Source organism: Paracoccus aestuarii (assembly GCF_028553885.1).
Lineage (GTDB): Bacteria > Pseudomonadota > Alphaproteobacteria > Rhodobacterales > Rhodobacteraceae > Paracoccus > Paracoccus aestuarii.
The window spans coordinates 1109521-1135639 of sequence record NZ_CP067169.1 but is presented as its reverse complement, the minus strand read 5'-3'; the positions used below and the strand labels follow the sequence as shown (position 1 = coordinate 1135639).

Annotated in this window: 22 protein-coding genes, 1 tRNA gene and 2 pseudogenes; 17 read left to right on the top strand and 8 right to left on the bottom strand. The window is 67.9% G+C overall.

What is annotated here, in order from left to right; translation table 11 throughout:
• The first annotated feature begins 537 nt into the window (after positions 1 to 537).
• From JHW48_RS05830 to JHW48_RS05790, 10 genes and pseudogenes are all read left to right on the top strand, one after another.
• Entirely contained in the window at positions 538 to 1215 is a 678-nt protein-coding gene (locus JHW48_RS05830; protein WP_336390905.1) for an SOS response-associated peptidase, read from the top strand.
• Positions 1216 to 1292: 77 nt separating this feature from the next.
• A pseudogene (locus JHW48_RS05825) lies at positions 1293 to 2437 on the top strand (Hsp70 family protein).
• 1296 nt (positions 2438 to 3733) lie between these two features.
• A complete protein-coding gene (locus JHW48_RS05820) occupies positions 3734 to 4237 on the top strand; it encodes a hypothetical protein (RefSeq protein WP_119886311.1) in 504 nt (167 codons plus the stop codon).
• A gap of 153 nt (positions 4238 to 4390) precedes the next feature.
• Positions 4391 to 5428: a GIY-YIG nuclease family protein gene (locus JHW48_RS05815; protein WP_170152297.1), complete on the top strand. Its 1038-nt coding sequence runs from the start codon at positions 4391 to 4393 to the stop codon at positions 5426 to 5428.
• Between the two features lie 47 nt (positions 5429 to 5475).
• Positions 5476 to 7647: an AAA family ATPase gene (locus JHW48_RS05810; RefSeq protein ID WP_170152296.1), complete on the top strand. Its 2172-nt coding sequence runs from the start codon at positions 5476 to 5478 to the stop codon at positions 7645 to 7647.
• A gap of 407 nt (positions 7648 to 8054) precedes the next feature.
• Positions 8055 to 8399, top strand: coding sequence for a helix-turn-helix transcriptional regulator (locus JHW48_RS05805; RefSeq protein WP_119886309.1), 345 nt, complete (start codon positions 8055 to 8057; stop codon positions 8397 to 8399).
• Positions 8396 to 8704, top strand: a complete 309-nt coding sequence (locus tag JHW48_RS05800; protein WP_119886308.1) for a hypothetical protein — start codon at positions 8396 to 8398, stop codon at positions 8702 to 8704. Before JHW48_RS05805 ends, JHW48_RS05800 begins: the two co-directional genes overlap by 4 nt.
• A gap of 149 nt (positions 8705 to 8853) precedes the next feature.
• Positions 8854 to 9135: pseudogene (locus JHW48_RS18650) on the top strand (relaxase/mobilization nuclease domain-containing protein); the annotation flags it as partial.
• A gap of 427 nt (positions 9136 to 9562) precedes the next feature.
• Positions 9563 to 9982 carry a hypothetical protein gene (locus JHW48_RS05795; RefSeq protein ID WP_119886307.1) on the top strand — a complete coding sequence of 140 codons (420 nt, stop codon included), beginning with the start codon at positions 9563 to 9565 and terminating at the stop codon, positions 9980 to 9982.
• Between the two features lie 305 nt (positions 9983 to 10287).
• On the top strand, positions 10288 to 10671 hold the full coding sequence (locus tag JHW48_RS05790) for a hypothetical protein (protein WP_119886306.1): 384 nt from the start codon (positions 10288 to 10290) through the stop codon (positions 10669 to 10671).
• A 130-nt stretch (positions 10672 to 10801) separates the two neighbouring features.
• On the opposite strand, the gene JHW48_RS05785 is transcribed toward JHW48_RS05790, so the two are convergent.
• The 4 genes from JHW48_RS05785 to phaC all read right to left on the bottom strand — a co-directional run bounded on the left by JHW48_RS05785 (position 10802) and on the right by phaC (position 14259).
• Positions 10802 to 10891, bottom strand: a tRNA-Ser gene (locus JHW48_RS05785).
• A gap of 45 nt (positions 10892 to 10936) precedes the next feature.
• Complete coding sequence (phaR, locus tag JHW48_RS05780; RefSeq protein WP_119886305.1) at positions 10937 to 11518, bottom strand: polyhydroxyalkanoate synthesis repressor PhaR; 582 nt, start codon at positions 11516 to 11518, stop codon at positions 10937 to 10939.
• A gap of 134 nt (positions 11519 to 11652) precedes the next feature.
• Positions 11653 to 12105, bottom strand: a complete 453-nt coding sequence (locus tag JHW48_RS05775; RefSeq protein WP_119886304.1) for a Phasin — start codon at positions 12103 to 12105, stop codon at positions 11653 to 11655.
• 153 nt (positions 12106 to 12258) lie between these two features.
• The gene (gene phaC, locus JHW48_RS05770) at positions 12259 to 14259 is read right to left on the bottom strand and encodes a class I poly(R)-hydroxyalkanoic acid synthase (RefSeq protein ID WP_119886317.1); all 2001 of its coding nucleotides are present in this window, start codon (positions 14257 to 14259) and stop codon (positions 12259 to 12261) included.
• Positions 14260 to 14408: 149 nt separating this feature from the next.
• Between phaC and phaZ the strand changes: the two genes are divergently transcribed.
• Positions 14409 to 15740, top strand: coding sequence for a polyhydroxyalkanoate depolymerase (gene phaZ, locus JHW48_RS05765; RefSeq protein WP_119886316.1), 1332 nt, complete (start codon positions 14409 to 14411; stop codon positions 15738 to 15740).
• A gap of 85 nt (positions 15741 to 15825) precedes the next feature.
• Positions 15826 to 16299, top strand: coding sequence for a pyridoxamine 5'-phosphate oxidase family protein (locus JHW48_RS05760; RefSeq protein ID WP_119886303.1), 474 nt, complete (start codon positions 15826 to 15828; stop codon positions 16297 to 16299).
• A gap of 18 nt (positions 16300 to 16317) precedes the next feature.
• Here JHW48_RS05760 and JHW48_RS05755 read toward each other — a convergent pair whose 3' ends face one another.
• Entirely contained in the window at positions 16318 to 17055 is a 738-nt protein-coding gene (locus JHW48_RS05755; RefSeq protein ID WP_119886302.1) for an alpha/beta hydrolase, read from the bottom strand.
• Positions 17052 to 18344, bottom strand: coding sequence for an MFS transporter (locus JHW48_RS05750; protein ID WP_119886301.1), 1293 nt, complete (start codon positions 18342 to 18344; stop codon positions 17052 to 17054). The genes JHW48_RS05755 and JHW48_RS05750 overlap by 4 nt, the downstream gene beginning before the upstream one ends.
• Positions 18345 to 18462: 118 nt before the next feature.
• On the opposite strand from JHW48_RS05750, the gene thrS reads away from it, so the two are divergent.
• The 5 genes from thrS (at position 18463) to JHW48_RS05725 (ending at position 24234) form a co-directional block, all read left to right on the top strand.
• The gene (thrS, locus tag JHW48_RS05745) at positions 18463 to 20415 is read left to right on the top strand and encodes a threonine--tRNA ligase (protein ID WP_119886300.1); all 1953 of its coding nucleotides are present in this window, start codon (positions 18463 to 18465) and stop codon (positions 20413 to 20415) included.
• A 164-nt stretch (positions 20416 to 20579) separates the two neighbouring features.
• Positions 20580 to 20786 (top strand): cold-shock protein, encoded by a 207-nt coding sequence (locus JHW48_RS05740; protein ID WP_119886299.1) that lies wholly within the window; start codon positions 20580 to 20582, stop codon positions 20784 to 20786.
• Positions 20787 to 20862: 76 nt separating this feature from the next.
• A complete protein-coding gene (locus JHW48_RS05735) occupies positions 20863 to 22329 on the top strand; it encodes a class I adenylate-forming enzyme family protein (protein WP_119886298.1) in 1467 nt (488 codons plus the stop codon).
• Complete coding sequence (locus tag JHW48_RS05730) at positions 22326 to 22955, top strand: DsbA family oxidoreductase (RefSeq protein ID WP_119886297.1); 630 nt, start codon at positions 22326 to 22328, stop codon at positions 22953 to 22955. Before JHW48_RS05735 ends, JHW48_RS05730 begins: the two co-directional genes overlap by 4 nt.
• A gap of 58 nt (positions 22956 to 23013) precedes the next feature.
• On the top strand, positions 23014 to 24234 hold the full coding sequence (locus JHW48_RS05725) for a multidrug effflux MFS transporter (protein WP_240637851.1): 1221 nt from the start codon (positions 23014 to 23016) through the stop codon (positions 24232 to 24234).
• Positions 24235 to 24291: 57 nt separating this feature from the next.
• On the opposite strand, the gene JHW48_RS05720 is transcribed toward JHW48_RS05725, so the two are convergent.
• Together JHW48_RS05720 and JHW48_RS05715 are read right to left on the bottom strand one after the other, a co-directional pair.
• Complete coding sequence (locus JHW48_RS05720; RefSeq protein WP_205961957.1) at positions 24292 to 25065, bottom strand: ATP-binding cassette domain-containing protein; 774 nt, start codon at positions 25063 to 25065, stop codon at positions 24292 to 24294.
• Complete coding sequence (locus JHW48_RS05715; protein WP_119887160.1) at positions 25062 to 26117, bottom strand: ABC transporter permease; 1056 nt, start codon at positions 26115 to 26117, stop codon at positions 25062 to 25064. Before JHW48_RS05715 ends, JHW48_RS05720 begins: the two co-directional genes overlap by 4 nt.
• Between the last annotated feature and the right edge of the window lie 2 nt (positions 26118 to 26119).

Below are 26119 nucleotides of genomic sequence, written 5' to 3'. Positions count from 1 at the left end.
ACATCGTCGCCCGCCTCGACATGGATGACCCGCCCGGGCGGCAGGCATCTGTGCGAGGCCCGGCGCGAAGAGATCCGCCCGGCTGACGCACCAGAGGACCTGGCCCTGGCACCGTGCGGCAATGCCCGCCACGAAGCAGGCCGCCGCCGCGCCATCCACGGCGCCGTGGCCACCGCCCGCCACCTCGTGCAGCGCCCCGCGCGCCAGCCCGCCCTGCGGCAGCCGCCGGTCCAGCTCCGGCAGGCCGAAGGGCAGGACGCCGTGCTGGCGCGACCCCGAGCCGTCGATCTCTCCGATCCGGGCGCGCAGGTCGGCCAGGGCGGGATGGGCGACGGGCATGGGTGCGGGCTCCTGCGACTCGGGTGTAGGTGGGTTCCGTTAGTTCCTGTTTTGTTCTCGCCATCCCGTCCTGTCAACCACGGCGGAGGCGATCCGGGCGGGCGATTTGCCGCCCCGCCTGCAAGGCTCTGGAAAGGCGGGATTCAAATCGGGGGATAAGTCGCCGGCCGCCGATGCGCCCCCTTTCCAAGCCAAGTCATTGACCCCGGGGCAGGCCGGGCAGAAGATCGGGCACAGCAGCAGGAGGGCCGGGCGATCTGCAATCTCTACAATGTCACGAGCACGCAGGAGGCGATGATCCGCCTCGTCGAGGGGCTGACCGACCGGGCGGGCAATGTCGCGCCGGGCAGCGTCTATCCCGACCAGCTGGCGCCGATCATCCGCCATGGCGAGGACGGGCCGGAGCTGGTCAAGGCGCGGTGGGGCATGCCGTCACCGCCATCGGTCCTGAAGACCGCCCGGGATCCGGGGGTGACGAATGTGCGCAACCTTTCCTCTCCGCATTGGCACCGCTGGCTTGCGCGCGACCATCGCTGCCTGGTGCCGGTGACGAGCTTCTCGGAGCCGCGTGGAAAGAGGCAGGGGGTGCAATGGTTCGCGCCGACCGACGCGGAGACCACGATGTTCTTCGCGGGGATCGAGACGCGGGGCTGGACCTCGCTCCGCAAGGTCAAGGATGGCGAGACGGTGGACGACCTCTTTGCCTTCCTGACCTGCTCGCCCAATGCCGAGGTTGGCCGCATCCATCCGAAGGCCATGCCGGTGATCCTGACCCGGCCCGACGAATGGCGGGCCTGGCTGGACGGCATCCGGGCCGAGGAGCTGCAGCGGCCTCTGCCGGACGGGGCGTTGGCGCTGGTGGACGGGCCTCTGTGACACCCGCCACCCCGGCTTGACAGGCCGGGCCGCGCCCTCTACTCACCCCGGCCCTACCGTTCAGAGGAAGCGAGAGCATGGCGCAAGAGGCCCCCGGGCTCGGGATCGATTTCGGCACGTCGAACACGGCCGCCGGCTATCTGCGCGACGGGCGGCCGCATCTGGTCCCGCTGGCGCCGGGGCGGGCGACCATGCCGACCACCTTCTTCTTCGACCAGGACAGCCGCCGCATGCTGATCGGCGAGCCCGCCAACCAGGCGCTGCTGGAGGGCGCCGAGGGGCGCTTAAGCGGGTGCTGGGCACCTCGCTCATGCATGAGCGCCGCCAGATCCTGAACGAGCGCGTCACCTTCGTCGACATCATCGCCCGTTTCCTGGCCGAGGTGAAGGCGCGGGCCGAGGCCGAGGCGGGGATGCGCGCCTGCTATCTGGCTGCGGGGTTCCGCGAGGTCGCCTTCATGCCCGAGCCCGAGGCCGCCGCCATCGCCAGCGGCGCGCTGCGGCCGGGTTCGGTCGGCCTCATCGTCGATGTCGGCGGCGGCACGTCGGATTTCTCGCTGTTCCGCGCGGGTCATGGCGGGGTCGAGATCCTCGCCAATCACGGCGTCCGCATCGGCGGCACGGATTTCGACCGCGCGATCAGCATCGACCGGGTGATGCCGCTTCTGGGCAAGGGCAGCGAATTGCGCAAGGTGATGGGGCCGGGCGCCTCGCCGGTGCCGAACGCGATCTTCAACGACCTGGCCACATGGGAGAAGATCCCGTTCCTCTACACGCCGCAGAACCGCCGGATGGTGGCCGAGATGCTGCGCCTGGCCCATGAGCCCGAGAAGCTGGCGCGCCTGGCGCGCGCGCTCCAGGACGAGCTGGGCCACGATCTGAGCTTCGCCGTCGAGCGGGGCAAGATCGCCGCCAATGCGGGCGATGCGGCGTCGATCCTGCTGGACCCGCTGGAGGCGGACCTCGCCGTGCCGCTTTCGGCCGAGGCCCTGGCCGAGAGCCTCGGCCGCCATGCCGAGGCACTGGCCGAGGGCGCCCGCGAGACGCTGCGTCTGGCCGATCTGGACGCCGCGCAGGTGGAGACGGTGATCCATGTCGGAGGCTCCAGCCTGATGGCGACGGTGTCCCGCGCCATGCACGGGCTGTTCCCGGAAGCGCAGCACGAGACCAGCGAGGTCTTCACGGCCGTTGCCGACGGGCTGGCGATCGCGGCGGGCGGGTGAGGGATAGCCCACGCGGTTGGCGACGTGCTCCCGCCTGCGATGAATGCCTCGCGACGGTTGCAGTCGGCTCCGGAGAGATCGAGCGCCACCGGCTTGGCATTCCGGCCCCGGCGGCGGCAGGCGGATGCTGACAATCTCACCCAGCCTGCCAAGGTGGCGACCCGCTGACGGGTGTCCGGACTGCCTCCGGCGCCTCTGCTCGTTCCAGGCGCTGGCTCGTGGAGCTGATCGAGGCTCGGGCGAGCGATTCCTGCGATCTCGAACCGGAGGCGTGCGCTGGAGCCGGTCTTGCGCGTAGAGCTGGGCGTCGCATCAGATGCCAGGGCATCGGAGCGGCTGGCGTTGGAGGTCTTGCGCCCCAAATGGCGGATCGCGGCCCAGTGCCCTTCGCCCCACACAGCGCTAGGCCCGAGGGCCTCGCCAACCCCGATGGTGGGCAGGTGGAGCAGCACGGGACTGAACTGACCAATAGGGCGGCGGGCGCAGGAAGTCGGCCGCCGCAGGGTCGCGCTCGTGGCAAAGACCTCCTCCTGAAAACCCATATCCCGCCTCCCGTTCTTTCAATCTCGCCCTGGCGCTGACCAGCGCGATCAACCTGCCATGCACCCGTCAAAGTCCAGCGATCTGCCGTCCTGGAGAGATTAGCCGCTCGGCGTGAAACGCGAAACCCGCCCGGATCTCAACATTGTGGATAGTGCCAGCGTAACGGGGGTAACGGGCGCTGTTACGAAATAGCTGTCTTAATTCAATGCTGTAACGGCGTAACGCCTGTAACGCCGGGGGAGAATGTATTTATGTGCCCGTATGTGCGTATGCATGCGCGTATGTGTAGGCGGGTATGTATGTATATATGTTACGCTGTTACACAATACATTTATTTCTTTAACTTCAATAGCTTGAGCGTATCGAAGAGCGTAACGCCAGCGTAACGGCCGATACACCGGGGGCGAATAGAATTATTAATTCAAAATCAGTTGCTTAGAGGATTTCAGCCATTGAATGTCGGGCCGTGGCGGTCATCGCGCGGGGCGCCGGTCGGGCAATTCTCTTACCGGATTTCCAGTCGGGCTCGAAGGTCGGGGCATCCGTCTCGACGGGAGGAAGGGCACAGCAGATCGCGTCGATGAGGGAAGATCGCTCAATCAGTAACGAAAATGTTATCTCAGATGACCTGTTGACACGGTGATTCGCGGCCGTCAGACTCACCTCATGCTGCGGCACATGCCGGGCAGGCCTCGGCAGGGCATCTCACCTCCCCGCCAAGGCCCTAACCTGCCAATCTGTGTGGAGACTGACATGGCTACCGAGACCTCTAGCACCGCGCCCTGCGCGGCGAAAGCGCCTATCTGGGCGGTTACTCCCTACGGTCGGCAGTTCATTGCCCTGCTGAACGCCTGGGGCGAGCACATCACCGCCGAGCGTATCCTGGCATGGACCGGGCCCACCGATCCCCGTCACGGGCGGGCCCAGGCCCGGGTCGAGGAGGCCCTGCCGGGCTTTCATGACGCATTGCTCGCCATGACCGAAGCCACCCCGGCTGACCCTCTCGATGTGCCTCTGCGCCGGATGACGTTGCTGGTGGCGACGCTGGTGCGCGAGGACCGCGCCTCGGCCTTCACCCACTACGAGAAGCTGAAGCGCGATCTCGCACCGTTCTTCGTCGTGTCGGGCAACGGGCCTGCGGTCGCTGAGGTCCGCAAGATGCTCGTTGCAGCAGAGCGCCGCATCGCCCTGATGGCGCGGCTGTCCCGCTCTCGCACCGAGGGTGCCGCGCTCGAAGCCGAGCCGCTCGCGGCCTGATACCTTCCCTGACCGCTGACAGCCCAGGCTGATCCCCCGCGCCCGCGCGGGCTGCATGCCGTGCTGCCTGACGCCTTGGCGTCCATCGCCAAGGCGCGGCGCGCTGCCCGGCTGTCCTTTTCCATTTCGCAAACCCGAACGGGAGGACCACACATGTCCTTTGACGATTTTGACGCGACCGACCCCGGCGGCGAGGACGACCATCCGATCTATGACCGGGACATCCCGGACCATTGGCACGATCGGGCCGACGAGACGGGCTATGAGATCGTCGCACGCGTGATCGACAAGAACCATCTCCTCTTGCGTTGCTGCGCATGCGGCGGCCGCATGGTCTCCAAGGTCTTCGTCCTGCGCACAGGCACGCCGCGCTGCCCGCATTGCCTTGAGGACCGGCGCAAGCGCCTGTGTTTCGATGCTGGCGTCACCTTCATCGAGGCGAACGGATCGCACGACTTCCGGATCCGGCTGCGCTGCGGGCACGAGACGAGCCGACAGCAGGAGTTCCTTGAGCGCGTCAGATCCGGGCAGACGGAAATCCGCTGCGACGAATGCCTCGAGGCGCGACTCGAATCCGAAGCGCGCGGCCGCGGCTGGACGCTGCTGGACCCTGATCCCAAGGGTGATCGAAACTATCGGCTGTATCGTCACGAATGCGGGCACACGCAGCGGGTTGCGATCGTGAACATGCAGACGGGCCGTTTCACCTGCCACGCCTGCAGCGACACGTGGACGAACGATCCCAGCTTCATCTACCTGATGCGCTTCATCCTGCGCAGCGGCCGGATCGCCATCAAAGCGGGATTTTCTCGCAACCCTGCCTCGAGGCTGCGTTATCAGCTCGTCACGGATCTCGAACAGAATGCCGAACTGCTCCGGGTGATCCCGGTGCCAACAGGTCACCAGGCAATCTGCTACGAGAAGCGGCTGCACGTGACCCTGCGCAGGCACTTTCCCGATGCCGTTCTCGATCGGGCAGAGTTCGAGGGCGAGGTTCGTGTTCTCTCGGAACTCTACTGCGCCAGCATCGAGCCGGAGATCATGGCGCTGCTCGACGACATCGAGCTGCGGGTCAGATCGCTGGCAAAGCGCGGGGCGAAGCTCGCCCGGCGCAGTGCGCGGCAGGACGCCCGCCGCGCAAGGAACCGGCAGCGCCGCAAGCGCTCGGGCGGCTCTGCCAAAGCAGGTTGACCGGAAGCGCCGACCACGCCCCCCATCCAAGTCCTCCGGAGGTCCCGATGACCAAGCCTGACACGGGGACGGCTGCGCCGTCCCGCCCCGCCTGGCGCGCATACGCCGCCGACATCCTGAACCGTGCCCGCGAGATGGAGGCGCGCAGCGATGCGGAGCGTGCCACGCTGCTGGAAGAGCATGACGCTGCGGATGAAGTCCTGCCCCGGCTGCCCGGAGACGCCGCCGTCTCGTTCACGTCACCGCGTGACCAGATGATGATCCTCTGCCTCGCTGCCACGATCGGCAGCGGAGATCGGCTGCGGGCAGAACTGCAGCGGGGTGCGATCGTCGCGATCATTGGTCTGCCCGATGATCGGCTCACGGATGCGCGTCGGCTTTTGCCCCTCTTGCTTCCGCCGGGCTGGCGGATCGCCCGGAGCGCGCACGAGCGCCGGCGTCCCGGCGCGGTCGCGGTCGTCGAGCCTGCACCGACCTATAACGGTTATGCCCAGGAAGGTCTGACGAGGATTCTCGAAACGGCCCTGACGTTCGATGTGCCGGTTGTGCTGCTGCTGCCCGAGAGCCTGGCCGCGGCCAAGGCCCTCGAAGGGGCGGAGCTGCCGCTCTGGCTTTTCCGCCGGATGGATCGCGAGATCGTGGCCGAGCTTCTCGCGCTGACCTGGCCGCAGGCCGACCCTGCCGCTTTGCGCGAGCAGCTTCCGCCGGACGATCAGCTGGCCGTGATGCCGATGCTGCCGCTGATGCTGTCCCTGCGCAGCAAAAGCGTCGAGGAGGCGGTGCGGGTTCTGCGGCACACGACGGGCACGTCCGCAGCGCGACCCCGACAGCAGGACCTGAAGGCGGGCGCGACCGGCATGGACCTGCCGGAGGGACGGACGCAGCCCGGCATTCGTCTGGCCGAGCTTGCCGGTCTCGGTGCCGCCCGCGACGTGGCTCTCGGGATCGTCGAGGATCTGCGCGCCTGGCATGCAGGCGAGTTGCCCTGGGACGCGGTGCATCGCGGCCTGCTTGTCGTGGGCCCGCCCGGCTGCGGCAAAACCGAGCTGGCCAGGGCCATGGCGCGCGAACCCGGTATTCATCTGGAAAGTGCCAGCTATGCGCAATGGCAGTCCCGGGGCCATCTCGGCGACCTCATCAAGGGGATGCGCGCCAGCTTCGCCGCAGCGGCCGATCAGGCGCCGTCGATCCTGTTCCTCGATGAGCTTGACGCCTTCGGGTCACGGACGGGAGGGGGCATCACGCAACACCAGAGCTACGACACCAAGGTGATCACCGCCCTGCTCGAGCAGCTCGACGGAATTGACGACCGGGTGGGGGTCGTCATCGTCGCCGCCTGCAACCACCCTGGGGTGATCGACCCGGCGGTCTTGCGGGCCGGTCGTTTCGATCAGCGGGTTACGCTCCGCCTGCCGGATGCCGAAGCGCTGGCCACCATCCTGCGCCAGCATCTCGGGCCTGACCTGCCGGAGGCGGACCTCGCCATGCTCGGGCAGATGGCCCTCGGCCTCTCGGGCGCCGATTGCGCCGCCGCTGTCCGGGCGGCCCGCGCCGCCGCGCGGCGGCAGAAGCGCCCGCTGACGACCGAGGATCTGCGCGCCGCCCTCGTGCCGGACCATCTGGCCCTTCCCGCCGACATGCGCCGCCGGGCGGCGATCCACGAGGCCGGCCATGCGGTCGTGATGACCGCGCTCGGCCTCGGGCAGGTCAAGGCCCTGCGGCTTGGCCCTAATGGCGGCGAGACGCGCATGCGTTGGTTCGACTCCGACTCGACACGGGAGCTACTGCAGCGGCGCTGCGCCGGGCATCTCGCGGGGCGCTCGGCCGAGATCCTCCTGCTCGGCACGGCCAGCGGCGGCGCAGGCGGCACCGAGGACAGCGATCTGCACCAGGCCACGCGACTGGTGATGCAATGCGAGATCAGCCTGGGCCTTGGCAGCATGGGTCATCTCTCCGTCGGTGCGCCGCCGCCCACAACGACGCTGCTGTCGCTGCCACCCGTCCTGCGGCAGCAGATGCAGCGCGATCTCGACAAGGCCCTCGCGCTGGCGCTTGAGGTGCTGAGGCAATACCGGCCGCTGCTGGAAAGCCTGGCACGGGATCTCGAGATCCGCGGGTTCCTGGGGGAAGCAGACTTGGCATTGGCTCTGGCGCCCGTCGTCGGGATTGATGCGGACCGTCATCCGCCGCCCGAACATGCCGGGGGCGCCGAGCGATGAAACGGGTCAGTCAATCATACCCGGTTTCTTTCCGGTTCCGCGACGGGGTTTTGACCCGCGCGCGCCAGGACAACCGCCAGGCATGGGACAAAGAATATCGCATCCTTTCGGCGTCGCACCGGTGGCTGAACCGGGTGATCGGCCCCTTTGCCAGCCCCGTGCAGGAGGTCTGGAGGGCCTTTATCGACCAAGATCACCGCAGCCCGGGCAGGCCAGAGGCTCTGGCCCGTTCAAGAACCTAAAAGGCCGTGCCGGAAATCGCCCCTTTTTCCCCAGCATTTGCTGGCCCCGCACCGTTATCCACAATCAAGTTCGGCGGCAGGATGGGCGGTTTCGCGGGCGCGACCTAAAATGGAGAGGTCGCGGCGGGATAGGGTTGACCACGCGATCTCCGGGAGGAGCCGCGGATGGATGGCCTGAACAGCATCACCTCTGCGGCCCGACGGAAAGACTGTCAACCGGAATTGAACCAGGAATACGTCACAGGAGAGACGATGCAGAAGAAGCACCCCGCAGCCGATGTCAGGCTGATCACCAAGCACGAGCTTTGCCGCCGCCTGGCCGCCAGCGAGGCCTCCGTCGATCGCTGGTTGCGCTCTGATCCCGCCTTCCCGCAGCCGCGTCGCCTCGGCCCCGGCTCGATCCGGTGGGTCGAGGACGAAGTCGTCCGCTTCATCCGGCAGCTGACGCACGTGGCCTACGATGATCACGCTTTCGATCCGACGGGTGAGTTGGCCATGGAGGATCTGTGAGCACCCTCCGCTTCGAGGTTCGGCTGACGCCCGACGAGGCGGACGCGGTCCTCGCCGACATGCGCGTGCGGGGCGCGGCCAGCCGCGCGGATTATCTGCGCGACTGCCTGCTGGCCGGCCGCGCAGGTCGGGCCGACCGGCTGACCGAGGAACTGGGCCGGCTCGGCCTCGTGCTGAACGACATCGCGCATGCGGAGCCTGCGGGCGGTGATGCGGCCGGCAACGATCTCGCCCGCCTTGTCTCCGAGGGCGCGGCGCTGATCCGCCGGATCCTGCGGGACCTGAACCGCAGGGGGCTGGATTGAGGCCGCACGTGTCCTTCCACGACTCCGTCGCGACCGTGCTGGGCTACCTGACCCAGACCGACAAGCCCGGCGCCCTGCGCCCGCCCGAACCGATCGGCGGCACCATCCCCTGGCTTGGCCTCGGCCCGACGCTCCATCACGCGCAGCGCATGCCGCGCCCGTCGCGCCATGCGAAGAACGTCCTCCATGTGACGCTCTCGCTGCCGGACGGGATGATCGCGGAGCGCCCAGCCTGGGCGGAGATGGCGCAAATGGCGATCGGCGGGTTGGGCCTGCCGCCGCGCCGCATCCCCTGGCTCGCGTTCCGGCACCGCGACACGACCTGCGATCACCTGCACATGATGCTGATGGCCGCGACCTTCGCGGGCCGCCCGCTCGGCCTGCCCGATCTGCAGCGGCGGTGCGATGAGGTTCATGTCCGCCTCTGCCGCCATCTCGGCCTCACCCCGCCGCGCTATCACCGGCCGGCGGCAGGGCCGCGCCTCGCGGTGTTCTGCCCGTCGCGCCGCCTGCGCAGCGCGGATCGGCGCCGGATGGCCTCGGACATCGGCACCGCCCTGATCCGGTGGCAGCCGACGAGCCTGCCCGGATTGCAGGCGGCCCTCGTGGCCTCCGGCTCCCCGGTGCGGGTGGAGGAGGTCATGAAGGACGATCACCGCGTGATCACGTTCAGGCTGGGGCAGACGCAGGTTCCCGGCCGCGCACTCAGCGATGAGCTGGACCGGTTCAACCTGCTGTCGATCCTGGATCATGCGAGGCGGTCCCGCCGCCTACGGGGCCTCATAGACCGGCGTCATCTGGTGGCGGCCCTGGCCTCGGCCGATGCGGAACTGAAGGACATCTATGAAGGGATCAAATATGACCGAAACCACCGAACAGCCGTCGCGGGTCGCGACGAGCCCCGAGATCATGCAGGCCCTGCGCCTGCTCGTGGACCGTCAGCAGGAGATCCGGCACCTCTCCGGCGAGACCTACGAGGCGGTCCTCCCGCTGACCGCGCTTCTGGACCTGTTGCATCGCCCGCAGGATCAGGAGGAACTGGGCCGGCAGCTGGCGGAAGCCCTGCGCCAGATCCTCGTGTCCGTCCAGGGGGCCGCGCGGGACACGGCAGCCCTGGTCTCGGCGCAGCGCGACCTGCAGCAGGAGGTGCGGACCCTCAGCTTGCGGCTTCAGACGATGGAGGCGACGCAGCAGCGCCTGATCCGCGGCCAGAGCGCGCTGGACCAGGCGATCACCGCGCTCGGCGACGACCTGTTCGCAGAGGAAGGCGCGCCCTAGACCTGCTCCTGCTCGCGCGGCGCATCTGCCGGGGACTGGGCCTGGCAGCCCGCCCGGCCATCCGTCGCGGCGACCACTCCGTCAGGATCGGCTTCGAGGACGGCAGCGCGGTCCGCATCCACCCGGACATCGTTCTCCTGCAGCGGCGCGGCCCCACCCCGGCGCCCATGGCGCGGAGCTTTGCGCGGGCATGGGCACAGGCGAAGCGCTGGATCAGCGGCCCCGAGGACATGGCATGGCCGAGGCCACGCCCCGGCGGCCCCGCAACGCCGCTTGCCGGAACCGCGGAGGCGCTGCGTGCTCACATGGCCGCAAGGCTGCGCGGATGCAGGCCGGTCTGCCTTGCCGAGGACCCCTCCCTGCGCCAGCGGGCAGCTGCGCTCTGGAAGGACTTCGTGGGGTCCGGTCCCTCTGTGGCCACGCAAACGGACATCGTGCTCGTCCTGACACCACAATGCCTCGGCGCGCTGGCGACCCCCGGCGCCCGGACCCTGGAGCGGATCGAGGCGCTGTCGGCAAGACACCCCGGGATCACCGTCGCGGCCTTCCTGACGCGGGACGGCGTGCCTCGCCTGCTGTCGATGGACCGGCTCAGAGAGTTTGTGCAGTCACGGTTGAAAAAGGAGGGCATCACGGTGGAACTGGACGCCGCCGATCAGAACGATCATCCTGACCCCGGCGTTCACTAGCTGGCCCGGATACCGATCTGGAGTGGCGACGGATCAGGCGCTCGGAAAGATGCAATGCTACCCCTGTCGCTACCCCGCAGCCGGTTCACAGAAAAAACAACCGTAAGATCATAAACTTGGAAAAGGGAAATGGCGGAGCGAGAGGGATTCGAACCCTCGAGACGGTTCCCCGCCTACACACTTTCCAGGCGTGCGCCTTCGACCACTCGGCCACCGCTCCGTAGGGGCGGTCTAGCCGGTGATCGCGGGCGGTGCAAGCCGGTTGTCACAGCTTCGAGACACGCTTTTGCAGCTCGGCCAGCTGGCGGCGGATCTCCTCCATGTCACGGGGGCCGTCGGAGGCGGCAGGGGCCTGGGCGGACGGGGGCGCTGTGCCCTCGTCTTCGGGCTGGGGACCGCTGCCGCCGCGCCAGCCGCCCATCATCGCCTTGAGGAACAGCTGCTGCTGGCGCTGCAGCGCGTCGAATCCCGGCATGCTGGCCATGGGATTGGGCATGCTGGCCATGTTCTCCATCATCTTGGACTGGCCCTCGCGCAGCATCTCGAAGCTGGCGGCCAGGAATTGCGGCACGACCGACTGCGCGCTGGTCGTATAGCTGCGCACCAGGTCGGTCAGCACGTCCAGGGGCAGGACGCTTTCGCCCCGGCTCTCATGCTCGGCGATGATCTGCAGCAGATACTGGCGCGTCAGGTCGTCGCCCGATTTCAGGTCGATGATCTTCACCTCGCGGCCCGCGCGGATGAAGGTCGCGATATCCTCGAGCGTCACGTAATCGCTGGTTTCCGTGTTGTAGAGCCTGCGGCTGGCATAGCGCTTGATCAGCAGCGGCGCGGCATGTGCGGCCATCGTCGGGTCCTTGCGTGTCTTTTGCCCATGATGAAAGCTGCACCTGCAAAAGGCAAAGGAAAAACCCCTTGGCGCCAATGCAAAAAAAGGGGCGGATGACCCGCCCCTTCTTCAGCATTGTCGTGATCGGTCGATCACTTCTCGGCGGCAGCCGTGGCTTTCTTGGCAGCGGCCTGGGTCTCGCGGGTGGCCTTTTCGGCGACCTTCTGGGCGTCGGCGGCCATGTCCTTGCCGGCGGTCAGCATCAGATCGACCGTGTCCATCTGGACCTTCTTGGCGACTTCGGCATAGGCGGCCATGTGCTCGGCGGCCACTTCGGCCGAGGCCGAGGCGAAATCGCTCATGGCCTTGGCGTATTCGGCCGGCTCGTTCTTGGCGGCGGCGAATTCACCCATGCGGGCCAGCGAATCCTTGGCCCACTGGGCCGAGATCTCGGTCGAACGCTCGGCGGCGCTCAGCGCGACGCGGGCCAGACGCTCGCCCAGCATGCTCTGCGACTTCATCGCTTCCTGCATCGAGCTGGTGTCGATCGGGAAGTTGGCCATCATGTCCTGCATCGTCTTGGTATAGTCGGGCGTCTTTGCCATGTCGTTCACTCCTAACAGTGCAGCGACCGAGAGACTTGGGGAACGGGCCGCTGCTATCCATTCCATGCAGGGAATATGGATGCTGCGCCGCAGCATTTCAAGGTTTATTTGCTGCGGCGCAGCATGTTTTTGCGGCGTCCGACGCGCGAGGATTCACCCCGCGCGTTCATGGACATAGCGTCCGGGGGCGGGCTCCAACCCCTCGCCGGGCTGACGGGCGGGGACCATCGGGCCGCCCTTGTCGGCCAGCCATTCGCCCCAACGCGGCCACCAGCTGCCCTCGTGAAAGCCGGCCGCGTCGCGCCAGGCCTGATGGCCGGCGGAAAAGTCGTGATCGCTGACGTAATGGCCGTATTTCTTGCGGTTGGGTGGGTTCACGATGCCCGCCACATGGCCCGATTGCGACAGGATGAAGGTCTTGTCCGAGGATCCCATCTGCGCCACGCCGCGCCAACAATCCTTCCAGGGCGCGATGTGATCGCCCTCGCAGGCCACGGCGCAGAGCGGCACGGTCACGTCCGACAGGTGCAGCTTGTGGCCCGCCAGCTCGAATCCCTCGCCCGCGAATTCGTTGCGCTGGCACAGCCCGCGCAGATATTCGATCGCCATGCGACCGGGCAGGTTCGTGCTGTCGCCGTTCCAATAGAGCAGGTCGAAGGCCGGCGGCGATTCCCCCATCATGTAGCTGCGGATGGCCGGGCCCCAGACCAGGTCATTGGCGCGCAGAAAGCTCATGGTGCGCGACATCAGCTGGGCGCGCAGCATGCCGTGGCGCTGGATCTCGGCATGGATGCCGCCGACGAAATCATCCTGCAGAAAGCTGGTGAATTCCCCCTGGTCCGAGAAATCGGTCAGCGTGGTGAAGAGCGTGGCCGAATTCACCCGCCGGTCGCCGCGCTGCTTCAGCAGGGCCAGGGTCAGCGACAGGGTCGTGCCCGCGATGCAATAGCCCAGGGCGTTCAGTCGGGACTGGCCGGTCAGCGCCAGCACCTGGTCCATCGCGTCCTGATAGGCGGCGACGTAATCCTCGATCCCGGTCTGGGCAAAGCTGGCATCGGGGTTCTTCCAGCTGACCACGAACAGCGTCTGGCCCTGATCGACCAGCCAGCGGATCAAACTGTTCTGAGGCTTCAGGTCCAGGATGTAGAACTTGTTGATCCAGGGCGGAAAGACGATCAGCGGCAGGGAATGGGTCTGTTCGGTCGTGGGCGCATACTGGATCAGCTCGAACAGGGGGGCGCGATAGACGACGGTGCCCGGCGCGGTGCCGATATTCTCGCCCACGGTGAAGGCGCGGCGATCGGCCAGGGACACGATCATCTCGCCCCCGTGGCTTTCCACGTCGCGGACCAGGTTCTCCAGCCCGCGGACCAGGCTTTCGCCCTCGGTCTCGACGGCCTTTTCCAGCGCGTCGGGATTGGTGGCCAGGAAATTCGTGGGGGCCATCATGTCGATGACCTGGGCGGTCAGCCAGTTCACGCGGCGGCGCGCGACCTCGTCGGGCAGCTCCAGGCTGTCGCTGGCCTCCTGCAGGGCGCGGGCATTGGTCAGATACTGCTTCTTGATCAGGTTGAAGAAGGGGTGGCTCTGCCACAGCGGGTTGGCGAAACGCTTGTCGGGGGGGCTGTCATCCTCGGGCGCGGTCAGCTGGCCCGAGGCCAGCGCCTTCTGCGCGCGGACATAGTTGCTCAGCGTCTCGCCCCAGAAGGCCACCTGCGTCTCGATCATGCGCGAGGGCTGTTCGGCCAGCGTCTTCATGAAGGCATTGGCGGCGGTCAGATAGAGGTCCGGCCCCGGCCCCTCGACGCCGGGATTGGGGGTGCTGCGTTCGGACATGGCGTTCATCAGGCGGTGGCCCAAGGCCTCGATCCGTTCGATGTTGCGGGCCATGCGCTGCGCCAGGGGCTGGGGGGCGGGCGCGACGGGCACCTCCTCGGCCGCGGGCGGATCGGCGGGCTTTTCAGCGGGTTTGGCGGTCGCTGTGCGGCGCCGGGGGGCGGGTTTGGCCGCCTGTTTCGGGGCCGGTTTGGCCGCTGCGGGCTTGGCGGCCGTCTTTTCGGCGGATGCCTCCTCGGGCGCGGGCTTTGCGCTTGTTGCGGATTTCGCACGCGTTTTGGTAACGTTTTTACGCGTCGGCCCCGGCTGCCTTGCCATGATCTGCATTCCCCCCTATCACTGCTGCTGATGATATGCGCAGGTCAGGCAAGGCGTAAACCCCGGCTTTTCTCCGCCGTTCTGGCCAAGTCACCCGCGCATGGACGATGCCGCGATGCAGCAAAGGTGGTGACATGTCGGTCAAGGGTATTCGGGGCATCGTGTCCTATGATGCGATGGAAACGATCAGGAACACGAATGAATGGCTGGGCGCGACGGCCCGGGCGATGGGGTCCTATCCGGCCTTCTCGCTGATCCCGCATCCGGCCTTCAAGATGCTCAGCGCATGGGGCCGCGTCACGGAACGCAGTTTCGCGCGCATGGTGATCAAGCCGGATTGGGAAATCCCCCCCATCGCGGGCGAGGAGGGGCAGGACCACGTCGTCTATGTCGAACCCGTCATGCGCCGCGCCTTCGGCGACCTGATCCATTTCCGGGTCGCCCGCCGCGAACCCCTGCCGCGCAAGGTCCTGCTGGTCGCTCCCATGTCGGGGCATTACGCGACGCTGATGCGATCGACCGTGACCTCGCTGCTGCCCGATTGCGAGCTCTACGTCACCGATTGGCACAATGCCCGCGACATTCCCGTCAGCGAGGGCAAGTTCGACGTCGAGGATTACACCCGCTATCTGATGGACTTCATCCGCCATCTGGGCCCGGAGGTGAACGTGATCGCCGTCTGCCAGCCCGCGCCGCTGGCCTTGGCCGCGACCGCCATGCTGGCCGAGGACGATCCCAAGGCCCAGCCCCGCACCCTGACGCTGATCGGCGGCCCGGTCGATCCCGACGCCGCCGCGACCGAGGTCACCGATTTCGGCAACCGCATCACCATGGGCGAGCTGGAGCACCTGGCCATCCAGTCCGTCGGCTTCAAGTATCGCGGCGCGGGGCGGATGGTCTATCCGGGGCTGGCGCAGCTGACCTCGTTCATCACGATGAACATGCAGACCCACAGCAAGGCCTTCATCGACCAGGTCTTCGCCGAGGCCCGCGGCACCGCCAGCGAGGGCGACAAGCACAACAAGTTCTATGACGAATACCTGGCGGTCATGGACATGACGGCGGAATTCTACCTTTCGACGGTCGAGCGGATCTTCAAGAACCTGGAGATCGCGCGCAACGTGTTCGAGGTGGATGGCCGCCGCGTCGATATCGGCAAGATCACCGATGTCGCCGTCATGACGGTCGAGGGGGCGAATGACGACATCTCGGCCCCGGGGCAATGCGTGGCGGCGCTGGACCTGTGCACCGGCGTGCCGGATAACCGCAAGCAGCAGCATCTGGAACCCAATGCCGGCCATTACGGCATCTTTGCCGGCAAGTCCTGGCGCCTGAACATCCGCCCGCTGGTCCTGGATTTCATCGACGAGAACGCGGCCCTGCCCGACAGCGTCAAGCCCAAGCGGCGGCGCAAGGCCGGGGGGGCGGCGGCCGATTGCGGGGTGAACGATCCCGCCAATGTGGACAACGTGGCCGTGTGACGGATCGGCGCGGCAGGAACCTGTCGCGCCACCCCCTCGTTAGGGTTCCGACCGCCGCATGACGCGGCCTGAAAGGACCCCGACCATGACCGACCATGCCGACACGTTCTGGAAACGCATCGATGACAGCAACAGCGGGATGCTGGGCCTGACCGAAGACCCGCGCCTGGTGCCCATGTCGCATTATTCCGACCGCGATGCCGGGGCGCTGTGGTTCATCACCGCCAGGGGCACCGATCTGGCCAGCAGCCTGACCCCCGGCGGCAAGCCCGCCATCCATGTGGTCAGCGATGGCGGCCAAGGCCTCTATACCCGCATCCACGGCACCCTGTCCCTGTCCGAGGACCGCGCCAAGCTGGACGAGCTGTGGAACGCCGTCGCCTCCAGCTGGTTCGAGGACGGCAAGCAGGACCCCGATGTCCAGCTGCTGCGCTTCGACCTGACCGAGGCCGAGGTCTGGGCCACCGGCGGCAGCCTGTCCTTCATGTATCAGATCGCCAAATCCAAGATCACCGGCGACAAGCCCGACATGGGCGAGCATTATTCGCTGCGCTTCTGACCGGCGCGGCCGGGACGGTCACAGGGGCAGCGCCTCGATCGTCCCGGTCAACAGGTCCAGACAGTCGGGCGTGGAAAAGCGGTGATCCGCGCCCTTGACCAAGGTCAACCGCACGTCATCCCCCTCGACATGATCCAGCAGGTCCATCGGCCAGGACATCGGCACATCCGCATCCGCCGTGCCCTGCAGCATGCGCACGGGGAAGGGCAGGCGCAGCGGCGCGTCCATGACCAGATGGTCGCGCCCATCCTCGATCAGGCGGCGCGTCAGGACCAGCGGATCGCCGTATTCGCTCGGCAGGGCCACGCGGCCGTCGCGGATCAGCGCCTGACGCTGCGCCGCGTCGAAGCCCGCCCAGAAGCCCCGCTCGGTGAAATCCGGGGCCGCCGCGATGGTGATTAATGCCGCCACCCGATGCGGCATGGCCCGCGCCAGCAGCAGCCCGATCCAGCCGCCCATCGACGACCCGACCAGCACCTGCGGCCCGTCGGTCAGCGCCTCCAGCGCGGAGGCGGCATCCTCGGTCCAGTCGCCGATGCAGCCCTCCTCGAACAGGCCGCCGCTTTCGCCATGGCCGGAATAATCCAGCCGCAGAAAGGCCCGCCCCCGCGCCACGGCCCAATCGCGCAGATGCAGCGCCTTGGAGCCCTGCATGTCGGACCGGAACCCGCCCAGAAACACCACGCCGGGCCCTTGGCCCTGAATGCGGTCATGGGCGATGCGCCGCCCCGACCGCGTGTCCAGAAACTGCGTCATCCGCTGACCTCGTCCAGTTGATATGCCACCATGGCGCCCAGGACGGATGCGACCGCGAAGGCCCCCACCGCCCAGGCCGCCCCGATCACCGCCAGCGCCGCCGAGGCCGCCCCCGCCACCAGCAGCACGATCCCCACGACCAGGTTCGACACGGCCGTATAGGCCGCGCGCTGATCGGCCGGGGCCATGTCCACCAGATAGGTCGTCCGCCCCTGCCGCACCCCGTGATAGGCGATCATCAGCCCGAACAGAAGCACCGCGATCGCGCCCGGCGCCGATGCCAGCCCCATCGCCCGCAGCACCAGCGCCAGGCCCAGGGCCACGCCCGATGCCACGCCCGACCAGATCAGCACCCGGCGCGCCGAACGGTCCGACATCCGCCCCCAGACCCAGGAGGACAGCAGCGAGGCCAGCGCCGATGCCAGCACCAGCAGCCCCAGCTCCCGGTCGCCGCCCTCATCCGCGGCGGCCAGGACCAGCAGATAGGGCGGCGCCAAGGCCGATCCGACCAGCAGCGCGCGCGCCCCGATGAACCGCGCCAGCTGCCCGTCGCGCCGGATCAGCCCCAGCTGCGCCAGCGCGTCGCGGATCGACAGGACCTCCTCGCGCGGCTGGCTTTCCTCGGCCAAGGTCGAAAAGACCAGCCCGGCGGCGATCCAGACCAGCCCGGCCAGCGCCAAGGCCCCGATCACCAGCGCGGCGCGGTCGAAGGGCTGCCACAGCAGGACCAACGCAAAGACGATCACCCCCGCCGCGCCGACGCTGCTGGCAAAGCCGGTCGCGGCCCCGCGCCGCGACTTGCCCACCGTCTTGCCCAGCACGTCCTTGTAGGATGCCGAACAGGCCGAGCGCGCCAAGGCCAGCACCGCCAGCAGGGCGATGATGGCGATGCCCGCGGCCGCGCCCTGCATCGTCAGCGCGACGGCGGCGATGCCCAGGGCGCAGGCGCCCTCGATCATCGTGCCCACGGCCCAGACCCATTTGCGCTGCGGCAGCGCGCCGATGGCGCCCGCGGTGAACAGCTGCGGCAGCAGCGATCCGGCCTCGCGCACGGGGACCAGCAGGCCGATGAACCCCGCCCCCGCGCCCAGATGCGTCAGCAGCCAGGACAGGACCAGCTTCGCATCCACCAGCCCGTCGCCCAGCTTGGACCCGGCCAAGGCCACGACATGGCGCAGGAAGTTGCGCGGCTCGGCCTCGTGCTGGGCCTCGGACAGGCCGCCATCGCTTTCGGGGTCGTCGACCAGGGTCTCGAACAGCTGTTCCTCGAAATCCGTCACATGCGCCATGCTGCCATCCCGGTTGCGTGGGGCCAATCTTGACTATTCCGGCCCACAGGTCCATGCCTGCCCGACCATAACCCGCAACCGGGCGTTCCGTGGGCGCCAAACCGACGAGGAGGACGATATGTCCCAGATCTCCCTCAGCTTTCCCGATGGCAATGCGCGCGAATACCCCGCCGGGGTGACCGCCGCCGAGGTCGCGGAAAGCATCGCGCCCAGCCTCGCCAAACGCGCCATTTCCGCCAGCCTGGATGGCCAGCATATCGACCTGGCCTGGCCTATCACGACCAGCGGCGCCATCGCCATCCACACGATGAAGGACGAGGCGCAGGCGCTGGAACTGATCCGTCATGACATGGCCCATGTCATGGCCCGCGCGGTCCAGGCGATCTGGCCCGACGTGAAGGTCACCATCGGCCCGGTCCGCGATTACGGCTGGTTCTACGATTTCGACCGCGCCGAGCCCTTCACCCCCGAGGATCTGGGCGCCATCGAGGCCAAGATGCGCGAGATCATCAACGCCCGCGAGCCGGTCCGCACCGAGGTCTGGGACCGCGACCGCGCCATCGCCCATTACAAGGCCGCGAACGAGCCCTTCAAGCTGGAGCTGATCGACCGCATCCCGGAGGGTCAGGACCTGCGCATGTATTGGCACGGCGACTGGCAGGACCTGTGCCGCGGCCCGCATCTGCAATCGACCGGACAGCTGCCTGCCGATGCCTTCAAGCTGACCCATATCGCCGGGGCCTATTGGCTGGGCGACGCGACGCGGCCCATGCTGCAGCGCATCTATGGCGTGGCCTTCCGGTCGCGCGACGAGCTGAAGGCCCACATGACCATGCTGGAGGAGGTCGCCAAGCGCGACCACCGCAAGCTGGGCCGCGAGATGGACCTGTTCCACATGCAGGAGGAGGCGCCGGGCCAGATCTTCTGGCACCCGAACGGCTGGAACATCTATACCACGCTGCAGGACTACATGCGCCGCAAGCAGCGCGCCGACGGCTATGTCGAGGTCAACACCCCCCAGGTCGTCAGCCGCAAATTGTGGGAGGAATCAGGGCATTGGGAGAACTATCAGGAAAACATGTTCATCGTCGAGGTCGATGAGGATCACGCCCGGACCAAGACGATCAACGCCCTGAAACCCATGAACTGCCCCTGCCACGTGCAGATCTTCAACCACGGCCTGAAATCCTATCGCGACCTGCCGCTGCGCATGGCCGAATTCGGCTCCTGCAACCGCTACGAGCCCTCGGGCGCGCTGCATGGCATCATGCGGGTGCGCGGCTTCACCCAGGACGACGCCCATATCTTCTGCACCGAGGATCAGATCGAGGCCGAGACCAAGAAGTTCATCGACTTCCTGGCCGGCATCTATGCCGATCTGGGCTTCGAGGGCTGGCGCATCAAGCTGTCCACGCGCCCCGAAAAGCGCATCGGTTCCGAGGAGAGCTGGGACCGCGCCGAGGCTGCCCTGGGCAATGCCTGCCAGGCCGCCGGTCACGACTACACCGTCTTTCCGGGCGAGGGCGCGTTCTATGGCCCCAAGCTGGAATTCGTGCTGACCGACGCGATCGGCCGCGATTGGCAATGCGGCACGCTGCAGGTGGACCCCAACCTGCCCGAACGTCTGGATGCGGAATATGTCGGCGCGGACGGCCACAAGCACCGCCCCGTCATGCTGCACCGCGCCGTGCTGGGCAGCTTCGAGCGCTTCATCGGCATCCTGATCGAGAACAGCGCCGGCAAGCTGCCCTTCTGGCTGGCGCCGCGCCAGGTGGTGGTGGCCTCGATCGTCTCGGATGCGGACGCCTATGTGCATGAGGTCGTGGCCGCTTTGCGCGCCCACGGCATCCGGGCCGAGGCCGATATCCGCAACGAAAAGATCAACTACAAGGTGCGCGAGCATTCCGTCGCCAAGGTCCCCGCGATCATGGCCATCGGCATGAAGGAGGTCGAGACCCGCAGCGTGTCCCTGCGCCGCCTGGACGCCCAAGGCAGCCGCAGCCTGGACCTGGATCAGGTCATCGCCGAACTGACCGCCGAGGCCACGCCCCCCGACCTGCGCACGCAATAGGCGCAGGTTGAATCAGTCTTGCCTTTTTTAACGATTCGGGCATCCTCTCGGTGGCGTGAGCAAGGACTTTCTACCGCTCCCTCTCTGGGCAGCCGGAAGACCGAAAGCGGGCTGCACGGCCTGGCGCAATCCTGCGTCGGGATGACTTGAAGGAGAGAACGGTTATGGCGACCGGAACGGTAAAATGGTTCAACGCGACCAAGGGCTTCGGCTTCATCGCACCGGATGACGGCGGCAAGGATGTCTTCGTGCATATCTCGGCCGTGGAACGCGCCGGGCTGACGGGCCTGCAGGACAACCAGAAGATCGGCTATGAACTGCAGTCGGGCCGCGACGGCCGCGCCTCGGCCGGCGATCTGAAACTGCTCTGATCCGCGCCAGCGGATGACCCGGACGGCCCGTTCGCGCGGGCCGTTTTTTCTTGCCCGCCATCCGAAGGGGCCGATGATGAACCTTGCCCAGCATGTCCTGCGCGCGGGCGGGCGGCGGCCCGACCATCCCGCCCTGTCGGTCATCGGCGATGCGGGGTCCGAGGATTGGACCCATGGCGCGCTGGCCCGCGCGGTGCGCGGCACGGCCACGGGCCTGCTGGACGCAGGGCTGGTGCCGGGGGACCGGCTGCTGCTGCGGCTCGGGAACCGGCCCGGCTTTCCGATCGCCTATCTGGGCGCCATCGCGGCGGGGATCGTGCCTGTCCCGACCTCGGCCCAGCTGACCGCCCCCGAGATCACCCGCCTGGCCGCCCGCATCGCCCCCGCGATGATCGTGGCGGGGGCGGGCGTGGCCCTGCCCGATCACCCCGCCCCGGTCCTGCCCGAGGCCGCGCTGGCAGGCTTTGCCGACCTGCCCCCGGCGGATTTCCATCAGGGCGATCCCGACCGGCTGGCCTATATCGTCTTCACCTCGGGCAGTTCGGGCCAGCCGCGCGCGGTCATGCATGCCCATCGCGCGATCCTGGCGCGGCAGGCGATGATGCGCGGCTGGTACGACCTGCGCCCGGATGACCGGCTGCTGCATGCGGGGGCGTTCAACTGGACCTTCACCCTGGGCACCGGGCTGATGGATCCCTGGACCATGGGCGCGACCGCCCTGATCCCAGCCGAGGGCACGCCGATCGACCGCATCCCCCATCTGGCGGCGCGGCACGGGGCGACGATCCTGGCCGGGGCGCCGGGCATCTTTCGCCGCCTGCTGCGCGCCGACTGGCCCGCCCTGCCCCGCCTGCGCCACGCCCTGGCCGCGGGCGAGCGTCTGGATCCCGGCCTGCGCCGCGCCTGGCAGGACCGCACCGGCACCGACATCCACGAGGCGATGGGCGCCTCCGAGATCTCGACCTTCGTCTCGGGCAGCCCGGACCGCCCCGCGCCGCCGGGCAGCGCGGGCTATCCCCAGCCCGGCCGCCATGTCGCGGTGCTGGACGATGCGGGCGCGCCCCTGCCCCCGGACAGCCCCGGCCTGCTGGCGGTGCGGCGCGACGATCCGGGGCTGTTCCTGGGCTATCTGGACGATCCCGCCGCGACCGGGGCCTGCCTGCGCGGCGACTGGTTCGTGACCGGCGACATGGCCCGGATCGGCGCGGACGGGGCCGTCACCCTGCTGGGTCGGGGCGACGACATGATGAATGCGGGCGGCTTCCGCGTCGCCCCGCCCGAGATCGAGGAGGTCCTGTCCACTGATCCCCAGGCCGGCGACGTGGCGGTGACCGAACTGCCCGTGGGTCCGGGCAGCAGCGTGATCGCCGCCTTCTGGACCGGCCCCGCCCCGGAGGACCGGCTGCGGGCGCTGGCGGGGGCGGCGCTGGCACGCTACAAGCAGCCGCGCGAATGGGTTCGGCTGGACGCCCTGCCCCGCACCGCGACCGGCAAGATCAATCGCCGCGCCCTGCGCGAGGCGCATCGCAAGGACCGCCCATGACCCCAGCCCCGATCCGCCTGGACATCTTCGCCGACCCCGTCTGCCCGTGGTGCCTGATCGGCAAGGCCCAGCTGGACCGAGCCCTGGCGGACCGCCCCGCCCATCCGCTGGCGATCACCTGGCACCCGTTCCGCCTGGACCCCACGACCCCGCCCGAGGGCCGCGACCGCGCCGCCCATCTGCGCGCCAGGCTGGGCGCGGGCGCCGATGATGCCGCGCGCATCCTGGCCGACCACGCCCTGGCGCTTGGGATCGCGCTGAACCCCAGCCCGCGCGAGCCGAACACCCTGGACGCCCACCGCCTGATGCATTGGGCCGGGCTGGAGGGCGTGCAGGACGCTGTGATGACTGGTCTGCTCGCCGCCCATTGGCAGGAGGCCCGCGACATCGGCGATCCCGCCACCCTGACCCAGATCGCCGCCGCGGCGGGCCTGCAGCCCGACCTGATCGCGCGCCTGCTGGCCGGGGATGCCGATCGCGACGAGGTGCAGGCCCGCGAATCCCATGCCCGCCAGCGCGGCGTGACATCGGTGCCGACCTTCATCCTGGCCGATGCCCATGCGATCAGCGGCGCCCAGCCCGCGGATTTGTGGCTGCAGGTCATCGACGAGATCGCCCCGGCCTGACTTGCAGATCATGCAAGGGCGGCCTATCTCGGGGGCCAAGACCTTGATGGTGATCCCCATGACCGATGCGACCTTTACCGGCCCCGCCCCGCAGCGCCGCCTGCCCCTGCCGGAATTCATCGCGATGCTGGCGTTCCTTTTCGCCACCATCGCCTTTTCCATCGACGCGATGCTGCCCGCGCTGCCCGACATCGCCGCCGACCTGACGCCCGACAACGTGAACCGCGCCCAGCTGATCCTGACCAGCTTCGTGGCGGGCATGGGTCTGGGCACGCTCTTTGCCGGGCCGCTCTCGGATGCCTTGGGGCGCAAGCGCACCATCACCCTGGGCTTCGGCATCTATATCTCCGCCACCATCGCCGCCCTCTACGCCGAGACGCTGGAATTCCTGCTGATCGCCCGCTTCGTCCAGGGCCTGGGCGCGGCCGGTCCGCGCATCGTGGGCCTGGCCTTGGTCCGCGACCTCTATGAGGGGCGCGAGATGGCACGCATCTCCAGCTTCGTGATGATGATCTTCATCATGATCCCGGCGGTCGCCCCCACGCTCGGGGCAGGCATCATCGCGCTGTCGGACTGGCACGGGGTCTTCCTGGCCTTCATCGCCTTCGCGGTGATCGGCGCGCTGTGGCTGAACATCCGCCAGGCCGAGACCCTGCCCCCCGAGAACCGCCGCCCCCTGCGCGTCGCGTCCCTCTACGCCGCCGCGCGCGAGGTGCTGTCGGATCGTCAGGTGATGCTGGCCACGCTGATCCTGACCCTGGGCTTCGGGCAGATGTTCGGCCTGCTCTCCTCGGCCCAGCAGCTCTTCGGCGAGACCTATGGCAAGGGCGAGAATTTCCACCTGTGGTTCGCGGCCATGGCCGTGCTGTCGGGGTCGGGCACGGTGCTGAACGCGACCTTCGTGATGCGCTTCGGCATGCGGCGGATCGCGAAATGGGCCTATGTGATGCAGACCTTCGTGTCGGGGATTGCGCTCATGCTGATCCTGACGGGGGTGCTGCCGCAGGGGCTGGAATTCCCGCTGTTCTTCTTCTGGGCGGTCAGCGTGTTCTTCATGGCTGGGGTGACCTTCGGCAACCTGAACGCGCTGGCGCTGCAGCGGATGGGCCATATCGCGGGGATGGCGGCCTCGATCGTCGCGGCGATCTCGACTCTCGCCGCGGTGGTGATCGCGGCGCCGGTGGGGCTGCTCTATGACGGGACGGCGATCCCGGCGATCACGGCGACGCTGCTTTGCTCGGCCCTGGCTTGGGCCCTGATGCGCGGCCTGAACGACTGACGCGGCGCGCGGGGGGTCCGGGGGGCGGCCAGCCCCCCGGCCGTCGCGGGACGCAAATCAGGCGGCGACGCCCTCGGGCACCCGCGCCCCGGTCATATAGGCCACCGCATCCGACATCGAATGCTCCTTGGGGTTGATCACGCACAGACGCTTGCCAAGCCGGTGGATATGAATCCGGTCCGCGACCTCGAAGACATGCGGCATGTTGTGGCTGATCAGCACGATCGGAATGCCGCGCGACCGCACGTCCAGGATCAGGTCCAGGACGCGCCGGCTCTCCTTGACGCCCAAGGCCGCCGTCGGCTCGTCCAGGATGATGACCCGGCTGCCGAAGGCCGCCGCCCGGGCAACGGCCACGCCCTGACGCTGGCCGCCCGACAGGGTCTCGACCGGCTGGCCGATGTTCTGGATGGTCATCAGCCCCAGCTCGGTCAGCTTGGCGCGGGCGAAATCGTCCATCGCCTTCTTGTCCAGCATCCCCAGCCACTTGCCCATGAAACCGGGCTTGCGGATCTCGCGCCCCATGAACATGTTGTCGGAAATCGACAGGGCGGGCGACAGGGCCAGCGTCTGATAGACCGTCTCGATCCCCATCTTGCGGGCATCCAGCGGGCTGTCGAAACTGACCGGCCTGCCATCCAGCCGGATCTCGCCCTCATCGGGCTTGACCGCGCCGGATATGGCCTTGATCAGGCTGGACTTGCCCGCGCCGTTGTCGCCGATCACGGCCAGGATCTCGCCGGGATAGAGGTCGAAATCCGCATGGTCCATGGCGGTCACGCGGCCATAGCGCTTGACCAGGTTGCGGGCGGAAAGCAGCGGCTCGGTCATGACGACACCTTTCTGATCCATTGGTCGATGGCCACGGCAAAGATGATCAGCCAGCCGGTCGCGAACAGCTGCCACAGCACGTCCACCCCCGCCAGCCGCAGGCCCGAATTGAAGACGCCCACGATCAGCGCCCCGATCAGCGGCCCGATGATGGATCCGCGCCCGCCGAACAGCGATATCCCCCCGATCACCACCGCGGTGATGGATTCCAGGTTCGCCTCGAAGAAGGATGTCGGGCTGATCGACCCCACGCGGCCGATCGACGACCATGCCGCCAACCCGCAGATCACCCCCGCCACCAGATAGACCGACAGCAGCACGCGCTTGGTCTGGATCCCGGCCAGCGCCGCCGATTCCGGGTCGTCGCCCACCGCATAGACCCGCCGCCCCCAGGCCGTGTAATAGAGCGCGTAATAGAGCACCGCAAAGACGACCAGCATCAGCACGACGCCATAGGTCAGCACCGCGCCGCCGATCTCGAACCGGGTGCCGAAGAATTTCAGCAGCGGCGCCTCGGCATCCAAGGTCTGGCTGCGGATCGTCTCGCGCCCCGACAAATAATAGTTCAGCGCCAGAAAGATGTTCCAGGTGCCCAATGTGGTGATGAAGGGCGGCAGCTTCAGCCGCGTCACCAGAAACCCGTTCAGCGCGCCGGTGGCCGCCCCGCAGGCCAGGCCCAGCAGGATCGCGATGGGCACGGGCACGCCCATGTTCACCGCCAGCTGTCCCATCACGACCGAGATCAGCACCATCACCGCGCCGACCGACAGGTCGATCCCCGCGGTCAGGATGACCAGCGACTGCGCCGCGGCCAGCGTGCCCACGACCGCGACCTGCTGCAGGATCAGCGACAGGTTGAAGGCCGAGAAGAAGTTCGGAGAGATCAGCCCGAAGGCGATCAGCGACAGGACCAGCACGATGACCGGCACCATGGTGGGATACTGGTGCAGGAAATGCTGCACCCGGTCCAGCGCGCTGCGGTGATGGCGGTCGAACTGGGCGACCGTCTCGGCAGGGTTTCGCTCGACCACGGGATCGGGGGTATCGGACATCG